Here is a 9359-nt window from a genome sequence, read left to right as displayed (position 1 = left end):
CGAACACAGAAGTTAAGCTTCTTAACGCCGAAAGTAGTTGGTGGGAAACTACCCGCAAGGATAGGTAGTTGCCACGCTGTTATTCCGGATTAGCTCAGTTGGTAGAGCATCTGACTGTTAATCAGGGTGTCGTCAGTTCGAGTCTGACATCCGGAGTTAAAATAATACTTAGGAACACCTAGGTGTGCCAAAAAATACATCTAGTTCATATGAATTAGATGTATTTTTTTAGGCTTTTTATTTTGGAGAGTTGTCCGAGTGGCTGAAGGAGCATGATTGGAAATCATGTATACGGGTTTTGCCTGTATCAGGGGTTCAAATCCCCTACTCTCCGTTGTACTTAATTACGATTATGTACATCCATGTATATTTGTGTAAAAAGGCGTCGTATCTATGATACGGCGTCTTTTTTTGTCCTGTTTACCTTTACCATTTCTCATATCTAACCATAAAAAAAGAATCACCGAAAAGTGATTCCAAATATTTCGTTTATTTATTTAACGATTTTACAAAGTTTTGATAGTTATCTTCTTCACCAGTAATTTTAATATCAACCTTAGATAATTTAGCGACATGTAAGTCATTCTCACTGATTTCTATTTTATGTGTAAAGGTAGCATTACCAATCAAACGGATTTGACTCTTTTCAGGTACTGCATTCAATTGAATATTGGTTTGAACCATACCACCAGGATTAAATACCTCGATATTTTTAGTATAGTCGAATTTATCACCATGAATAATGGCAAAAGCTAAACTGGTGGCGGACATTCCAGTACCACATGCATTAGTAAATCCGACTCCACGTTCATATGTTTGAACGAATAACTTATTGTTATCTAAAATCTTTGCGAAACTAACATTTACGCCTTCTGGGAAGTATTCGTTAGGATCGTTTAGTAGTTTGCCTAATTTGCCTAATTTGCCCAAGTCGGCTTTATTTACTTCTTTTACGAAGCTTATGAGATGAGGATTAGGAACGGCAATAGCTGTGAATGTTTGTCCGGAGATAAATTCAGGGACTTCATCATCAATCAATTGAGATTTATCTTTGTAATTAAAAGGCAGGTCTTTTTTTGCAAAGGAAATTGGTGATATTTCTACACTAAATGTGGGTAATCCTTCAGCAAGATCCTGTGATTTTTTTACGGTTAGATTATTTTCAAGAGTCTCAACTTTAAATTCAACTTTATCAAATTTCTCTGATAGATAACGGCTTACGGTTCTCAACCCGTTACCGCACATCTTAGCCTCACTACCATCGGCATTGATAACTCGCATTTGTCCGATGCAGTCATTGTATTTGGAATCATTTACCACTAGTAAGCCATCTGAACCATGTAACAAACCGGTTTTAGGACTACAGATCTTAATGGCTAATTGTTTCAATTCTTCATCCGATAATTGTTGCTTCAATTTTGTTTGATCTAAAATAAAAAATTGATTTTCGGAGCCATGTACTTTTAAAATTTGAACCATTATTTTCACCTCAAAATTTATTCAAAAAATGTTTCGTAGATATTTTGAACGGCGGCTTTAGAATCTTTGACCTGTGTTCCAATCATGATAGATATTCTTGATGCGCCTTGGTTGATCATATCGATAGCAATATTATTTTCAGTTAGAGAATCAATGATTTTACTTACGGTATCAACGGTGTGTGCTAATCCTTCACCAACAACCATTATGATAGCATAGTCGTCGATCCATTCTAGATAGTCAGGATTTAGAGTTTTTTTGACATCATTGCATAAATTCTTGATTGTTTCTGGATCCAGTTTGCTTTTGTCAAAAATCACTGTTAAATCATCGATTCCTGATGGCATATGTTCATAAGGAATTCCATATTTATAAAAAATCTTTAGTAATTTTAAGGTAAAACCGACTTCCTTATTCAATAGATATCTATGAAGATATAATGCTGAGAAACGATCTGAACTGGCAATGCCTGTAATAGGGTTTGCGGGATTGAATAGGAATTGAGAAGGTACGATCAGGGTACCTGGTTTTTGTGGATTATTTGTGTTTTTAACGTTTACTGGCACTTGACCTTCAACGGCAGGAATGATGGCCTCATCTTGAAAGACTGAGAAGCCGGCATATGATAATTCTCGCATTTCACGGTATGACATCTTCTTGATTGCTACTGGGTGATCAACAATATGGTTATTTGCCACATAAATGGCGTCTACGTCGGTAAAGTTCTCATATAGATCTGCGTTAAAGCCACGGCTTAAAATAGCGCCTGTGATGTCTGAACCACCACGTGAGAAAGTAAAAATATCTCCATCTTTACTGTAACCAAAGAATCCTGGGAAAATGATCTTTGTATCATCAAATTGAACCTTTGCTAAGTTTCCATATGTTTCTGGTAAAACATCGGCATTATTAGGTTCACCACCGACTAGAAATCCAGCTTCTTTAGGATTCAAAAATTTGGCCTTTATTCCCTTATGGTTGAGAACATCAGCCAAAGTTATGGCATTTAAAAACTCACCATGTGCTTTAAAGGCTGCCATAAGATGATCATCATCTTTATAACTTGCTTTAGCCAAGTCGGTCAGTTTGACTTTGATTTTATTGATCGTTTCATCAGTTAGATTATAGTAATCAGTTATCTCTTGATATCGGTCAACTATTTTATTGTAAACTTCTTGATAATCTTTGCCTTCTAGAACTAAATTTGCATATTTTATTAATAAGTCGGTAACTTTAATATCACCCTTGAAACGTTTACCAGGGGCAGAAGTCACGATGACTTTTCGATCGTCATCACTTGTCACAATATTAATAACTTTATCGAACTGTTCACCATTTGCTAGAGAACTACCGCCGAACTTGACGACTTTCACATATATCACTCCAATTTTTAATTAAAAAATTAATACTTTTTTAATGAAGAGTTTAGCATTTTCACTCATTAAAACAAGCTTAAAGTTTAAAAGTTAGAAAAAATATTCAAATTACTTAATTAGGGTTGACGTATTATTAGAATTGTTATAATCTTTTAAGCAACAAAACAAAAAGAGGTCGCGATTGACATTATTAGGCAAAGGAGTTCTTGCAAGAACAGTGAACTTGTCCAAAGGGGATGTCGCCGAAGCGCTGGGTGTTGCAAAACTCAGTTTGCTGGGACGTACTAATAAGATAGTACGAACTGTCGCAGTAAAATGTCGCTGCGTTGCGCTTATGACAAAATGATGCGGAATTACGTGGATTTTGGATCTCTTTGTTTAAGCAAAGGGGTCTTTTTTTATCCAACCTGACCTCTAAGAAAGGTAGATTATAAAATGATAAGTAGTGAATTAACTAATAAGAATGGACATTTGATGATTGGAGGCGTTGATAGTGTGGATCTAGCTTCCAAATATCAAACGCCCTTAGTTGTTTATGATGTAGAAGAAATTAGAAATCAAGTTCGTCTTTTTAAAAATAGTTTTGAAAAGAGCGGACTGAATTATCAAATTAGCTATGCTAGTAAAGCATTCGCTGCTGTCGGAATTTATCAAGTTCTAAACCAAGAAGATGTTCATACGGATGTTGTCTCTGGTGGTGAACTCTTCACGGCCTTAAAGGCAGGCTTTCCTGCAGACAAAATCAGCTTTCATGGTAACAATAAGTCACAAGAAGAATTAGAGATGGCAGTTGATAATCATGTTGGTGTGATTATTCTAGATAATTTTTATGAAATTGGTTTATTAGAGGAAATTCTTGAAACAAAGGATGCTAAGACGAATGTTATGTTGAGATTGACACCGGGCATCTCAGCACATACTCATAAATATGACCAAACTGGTCAAGTTGATAGTAAATTTGGATTTGATGTAGGTTCTGGTCAAGCATCCGAAGCTCTACAAAGGGTCCTTAGCAACAAACGAATGAATTTGATCGGGATTCATGCACATATTGGTTCACAGATCTTTGGTGTTGAAGGTTTTGTCATGTTAGTTAAGAAGATGTTTGAGATTGCTGAAGATTGGAAAAATAAATTCAGTTATGTACCTCAAGTGATCAATTTAGGCGGTGGTTTTGGTATCAGCTACAATGATCAAGATGAGGCCATTGGACCAGATGTCTTTATTCAAAAGATTGTGGAAACAGTAAAACAACAAGCAAAAGCAAAAGATTTAGCATTGCCAGAGATTTGGATCGAACCGGGACGTTCAATTGTTGGACCTGCTGGTTACAGTCTTTATACGATCGGTTCAAGAAAAGATGTTCCTGACTTAACTTCTTACGTAAATGTTGATGGAGGTATGGGTGATAATATTCGTCCAGCACTTTATCAAGCTAAGTATGAGGCAGTTGTTGCTAATAAGATGGATGAAAAATTGACCGAAGATGTTCACATTGCTGGTAAGTATTGTGAATCCGGAGATATCTTGATCGACCATCAGAAACTTCCCGATACTAAAGCAGGTGATATCTTAGCTATACTTGACACTGGAGCCTATGGTTATTCAATGGCTTCTAACTATAATAGAAATCCTCGTCCAGCAGTTGTTTTTGCTGAAGATGGTCACGATAAATTGGTCGTTGAACGTGAATCATATGAAGACTTAGTTAAGTTAGATCGTAATTACATTTAAACTGTTACATATAATAGGAGGAGTTTTTTCATGAGTAAGATGGATGCAGAAGAAATTATTAATTATATTGGAAATTCTAAGAAGGTCACTCCCGTTAAAATTTATTTACAAGGTGATTTTTCTTCATTAAAGGTTCCAGCATCAGTTAAATTTTTTAATACTGGTTCAATGGGAATTTTAATTGGTGACTATAAAGAAATTGCTCCTCTATTAAGTAATGACGGTATCAGCGATTATTATTTAGAAACAAGTGCTCAAAATTCGGCTGTTCCAATGCTGGATATTAAAAATATCAATGCCAGAATTGAGCCAGGTGCAATTATTCGTGATCAAGTTACTATCGGCGACAATGCTGTTGTAATGATGGGTGCGGTTATCAATATCGGTTCAGAGATTGGTGATGGAACAATGATAGATATGGGAGCTGTTCTTGGTGGACGTGCTATCGTCGGTAAAAATTCACATATCGGAGCTAATGCAGTTTTAGCCGGAGTTATTGAACCAGCCTCCGCCGATCCAGTAAGAATTGGTGACAATGTAACTGTTGGTGCCAATGCAGTTGTTCTAGAAGGTGTTCAAGTCGGCAACAATGCAGTTATCGGTGCTGGTGCCGTTGTTACTAAAGACGTTGAGCCAGGAGCTGTAATGGCTGGTGTTCCCGCCAAGGTATTGAAAATCAAGGACCAACAAACAACTGACAAGACGCATATCGAAAATACTTTAAGGAAGTTGTAATTATGATCTTAGACGAACATCAATTAATTGATATTAGAAGAAAATTACATCAAATTCCTGAATTAGCATTGGACGAATTTCAAACAAATACTTATATAAAAAAAGTTATTGCAACATTTCCACAAGATTACTTGGAATTGAAAGAAATAAAAGAATTGCCAACTGCTTTATTAGTACATGTACAAGGCAGTGATCCTAAACGTACGATCGGTTATCGTGCCGACATGGATGCTTTACCAGTGACAGAAGAAAATAATTTGTCATATGCTTCCAAGAATAAAGGCGTTATGCATGCTTGTGGACACGATATTCATATGACAGTTGCTTTAGGAATTTTGAGCTATTTTGCTACACATCAACCTAAAGACAATTTAGTGTTTTTCTTTCAACCTGCTGAGGAGAGTGACAGTGGAGGTCAAAAAGCCTATGATCTCGGAGCATTTCAAGGTGAATATGCTATTGATGAATTCTATGGATTGCATGATAATGCTGATTTAGCAACAGGGGTTATTGGAACTAATGCGGAAACCCTATTTGCGGGTACAACTGAAGTTAATGTTATTATTCAAGGAAAAAGTGGTCACGCTGCTTTTCCACATGATGCCAACGACGCTGTTGTAATCGCAGCAAACTTTATTAATCAAGTTCAAACCGTCATTTCTAGAAGTATTGATCCCGTCAAGTGTGGTGTGATCACTTTTGGAAAAGTCGAAGCAGGAGTGATCAGAAATGTAATTGCCGGAACTGCTCGACTAGAAGGTACGATTCGTGGATTGACTCAGGATATGATCGAATTTATCCGGAATCGCATTTTAGAGATAGCAAAAGGATTAGAAATTTCATTTAATGCGAAGATAACTGTTGAATATAATCAAGGCGGTTATTATCCAGTGGAAAATGATCCTAAACTTACTAAACGATTTATTAAATATATGCAACAGGATGATCAAGTAAGATTCCAAGAAACTAAGCCAGCAATGACAGGAGAGGATTTTGGTTATCTATTGAATAAAATCCCGGGAACAATGTTTTGGTTAGGAGTATCTAGTCCCGGATCATTACATTCAGTTGACTTTTTGCCACATGAAGAAGCAATTATGGCTGGTGTTAAAGCTTTTACAGGATTTTTAAATTACCGTATGAATTTGGAGGAAGAATAATGTTTGAGAATGCAGAATTAATGACAGCAATCATAACACCTTTTAATGATGAAGCAACGGAGATCGATTTTGATGCTTTGGAAAAACTAACAAACCATCTGTTGGAACATGGTAGTCAAGGATTTGTTATTGGTGGAACTACTGGTGAAACACCGACATTGACCGAAGTCGAAAAGTTGTCGCTATATGAGAAATTTACAGAAATCGTTGCTGGACGTGTGCCGATCATTGCTGGTGTCGGTAGTAATAATACTCAAGGTACTATCGATTTTGTTAAAAAAGTTGGTCAGATCAAGGGTATCGATATGGCATTAGTTGTTGTTCCTTATTACAATAAACCAAATCAACGCGGTATGAAGGCTCACTTTGAAGCCGTAGCTAAAGCTTCATCAATACCAGTCATGATCTATAACATTCCTGGTAGAACCGGAGTCTTAATGGATAAAGAAACAGTTGTCGAATTGTCAAAGAATCCTAATATTCACGGTATCAAGCAATGTAATTCTTTAGATGATCTGGAATATATCGTTGAACATACGGCCGATGACTTCTTAGTTTATAGTGGTGAAGATGGACAAGCACTATACGCAAGGGTTCTTGGAGCCAACGGAGTTATTTCAGTTGCAGCACATGTTTATGGTGACGAGATGTCTTCAATGTATCAAAAATTGGCTAGTGGGGATGTCGCCGGTGCCGGAGCATTGCAAAGAGAATTGACACCTAAGATGAGTGCCTTATTCATGTATCCCTCACCATCACCCGTTAAGGCTGTTTTAAATGCTAAAGGTTACCATGTTGGTGGATGCAGATTACCTATTCTTTCATTAAATGATTCAGAGCAAAAAAATTTGTTTGATAAATTAGGTTTATAGGAGGATTGCTTGTGATTAAAGTTATTGTTTCAGGTTTTAACGGATCGATGGGCCAAAAGGCCGTTGCAATGGTCAATGAAAATGCTGATTTTCAATTAGTAGGAGTTTTCAATCCAATTATTGACAGCTTAAATCCAGCCGATTATGACTTAGATCAAGACGTCAAAGTCTTTAATGATTTTTCACAGATCAATATTGCAGCTGATATTTGGATCGATTTCAGTATCCCTACTGCGGTTTTTGAAAATACCAAATTTGCTATCAGCAAAAACATTCGTCCGGTTATTGGTACAAGTGGTCTTTCAGAAGTACAAACTAGTGAATTGAAATCACTGGCTGATTCAGAAAAATTAGGTGGCATCATTGCTTCTAACTTTGGCATATCGGCTGTATTGATGATGAAATTTGCCCAAACAGCTGCCAAGTACTTTGACCAAGCTGAAATAGTAGAAACACATCATGAGGACAAACTCGATGCACCATCGGGGACTGCTTTAAATACAGCACGTTTGATTCATGAGGCGCAACAAAAAGATGAACTAGAAAATCCTAATGAGTCAGATCCATTAGGTACACGTGGTGGAGATTATCATGGTATAAAAATTCATGCTATCAGATTACCTGGATTTATTGCTGACGAAGAAGTTATCTTCGGTAGTGATGATGAAAGCTTAACCATTAAACAAAGTACGACTGACCGTGCCTCATTTATGAAGGGCGTCGAGTTGGCAGTCAAAGAAGTAATGAAGAGAAATGAATTAGTAATTGGATTAGAAAAAATTATTTAAAGTGGAGATGAATTCTATGCCCAAATTAGCAAAAAGCGTAGCAGAAGTTGGTAACAAATTAACACGACCAATCGGAGATGACAAAATTCTGATGTTTAATTCAGAAATTGCCAATATTCCTGGGATCGTCAGATTAACTCTTGGTGAACCTGATTTTAACGTTCCAGAACACGTAAAACAGGCTGCTATTAAGAGTATTGAAGATAATCAATCACATTACACACCACAAAAAGGTATTACTGGTTTGCGTAAAGCAATCAGTAATTACTTAGCTAAAGATTATGATGTGCATTATGATCCTGAAACGGAAGTAATTGTTACCATTGGTGCTACAGAGGCAATCTATACTTCACTTTCAACCATTATGAATCATGGCGATAAAATCTTGGTCCCAACACCAGCTTTCTCAATTTACATGGATGATATTGAATTACTAGGTGGAGTACCTGTTGAGATCGATACATCAAAAGATAACTTTAAATTAACTCCAGCTAAGTTAGAAGAAGTTTTAACCAAAGATCCAGATGCTAAGGCAATTATTATGAACTACCCAAGTAATCCAACTGGAATTGTTTATACAGAAAAGGAATTGAATGCTTTAGCAAATGTTATCCGTGATAAGTCATTGTATGTAATTTCTGATGAAATATATAGCCAATTAGTTTATGGAGAAAAACATGTTTCATTCGCCAAAATATTGCCAGAACAAACAGTTTTGATTAATGGACTTTCAAAGTCGCATGCAATGACTGGTTACAGAATTGGTTATATTGCGGCCCCTAAGGAATTTGTGGATCAAGCAAGTAAAGTACATTCATTTACTGTTACTTGTCCTTCTAACCCAGCTCAATTTGCTGCACAAGAAGCTTTGGAAAATGGTCTGGATGATCCAATCGAAATGCGTAAGACATATGAAGAGCGCCGTGACTATGTAGTTAAAGAAATGAATGACTTAGGTTACAAGACAATTAAGCCAGATGGTGCTTTCTACGTCTTTCCAGCCATTCCTAAGAAATTTGGATTAACCTCGGAAGAATTCTGTCGCAAACTTGCTAAAGAGGGTAAAGTCGGAGTTGTTCCTGGAGATGCCTTTGGTGAAGCAGGTGAGGGATTCTTTAGAGTTTCTTACGCCACTTCAATGGATAACATTCAGGAAGCTATGAAACGATTAAAAGCATTCACGGCTAAACTATTATAGAATTAAAACTAGTAACA

Annotated in this window: 8 protein-coding genes, 2 tRNA genes and 1 riboswitch; of the genes, 8 read left to right on the top strand and 2 right to left on the bottom strand. The window is 36.6% G+C overall.

From position 1 onward, the window contains the following. The first annotated feature begins 83 nt into the window (after positions 1-83). A tRNA-Asn gene (locus EKM64_RS09515) sits at positions 84-156 on the top strand. A gap of 88 nt (positions 157-244) precedes the next feature. Next, positions 245-334 (top strand) — tRNA-Ser (locus EKM64_RS09510). Between the two features lie 155 nt (positions 335-489). Here EKM64_RS09510 and dapF read toward each other — a convergent pair. Both dapF and EKM64_RS09500 read right to left on the bottom strand, forming a co-directional pair. After that, a complete protein-coding gene (dapF, locus tag EKM64_RS09505; protein WP_125677996.1) occupies positions 490-1479 on the bottom strand; it encodes a diaminopimelate epimerase in 990 nt (329 codons plus the stop codon). A gap of 17 nt (positions 1480-1496) precedes the next feature. Beyond that, the gene (locus EKM64_RS09500) at positions 1497-2852 is read right to left on the bottom strand and encodes an aspartate kinase (protein ID WP_125677994.1); all 1356 of its coding nucleotides are present in this window, start codon (positions 2850-2852) and stop codon (positions 1497-1499) included. A 164-nt stretch (positions 2853-3016) separates the two neighbouring features. Next, positions 3017-3197, top strand: a riboswitch (Lysine riboswitch). A 93-nt stretch (positions 3198-3290) separates the two neighbouring features. Between EKM64_RS09500 and lysA the strand changes: the two genes are divergently transcribed. From lysA to EKM64_RS09470, 6 genes are read left to right on the top strand one after another with little or no spacing between them, the layout of a single operon-like run. Further along, complete coding sequence (gene lysA / locus EKM64_RS09495) at positions 3291-4589, top strand: diaminopimelate decarboxylase (protein WP_125677992.1); 1299 nt, start codon at positions 3291-3293, stop codon at positions 4587-4589. Between the two features lie 30 nt (positions 4590-4619). Further along, complete coding sequence (gene dapD, locus EKM64_RS09490; protein WP_125677990.1) at positions 4620-5324, top strand: 2,3,4,5-tetrahydropyridine-2,6-dicarboxylate N-acetyltransferase; 705 nt, start codon at positions 4620-4622, stop codon at positions 5322-5324. Positions 5325-5326: 2 nt separating this feature from the next. Further along, positions 5327-6484 (top strand): N-acetyldiaminopimelate deacetylase, encoded by a 1158-nt coding sequence (locus EKM64_RS09485; protein WP_164505349.1) that lies wholly within the window; start codon positions 5327-5329, stop codon positions 6482-6484. After that, a complete protein-coding gene (dapA, locus tag EKM64_RS09480) occupies positions 6484-7356 on the top strand; it encodes a 4-hydroxy-tetrahydrodipicolinate synthase (RefSeq protein WP_125677986.1) in 873 nt (290 codons plus the stop codon). The genes EKM64_RS09485 and dapA overlap by 1 nt, the downstream gene beginning before the upstream one ends. Positions 7357-7367: 11 nt before the next feature. After that, the gene (dapB, locus tag EKM64_RS09475; RefSeq protein ID WP_125677984.1) at positions 7368-8144 is read left to right on the top strand and encodes a 4-hydroxy-tetrahydrodipicolinate reductase; all 777 of its coding nucleotides are present in this window, start codon (positions 7368-7370) and stop codon (positions 8142-8144) included. A 16-nt stretch (positions 8145-8160) separates the two neighbouring features. After that, the gene (locus EKM64_RS09470) at positions 8161-9342 is read left to right on the top strand and encodes an aminotransferase class I/II-fold pyridoxal phosphate-dependent enzyme (RefSeq protein ID WP_125677982.1); all 1182 of its coding nucleotides are present in this window, start codon (positions 8161-8163) and stop codon (positions 9340-9342) included. Positions 9343-9359: the final 17 nt, after the last annotated feature.

This window comes from Companilactobacillus keshanensis, assembly GCF_003946205.1.
Lineage (GTDB): Bacteria > Bacillota > Bacilli > Lactobacillales > Lactobacillaceae > Companilactobacillus > Companilactobacillus keshanensis.
The sequence above is the reverse complement of the archived record's forward strand: the minus strand, read 5'-3'. Positions and strand labels throughout refer to the sequence as shown.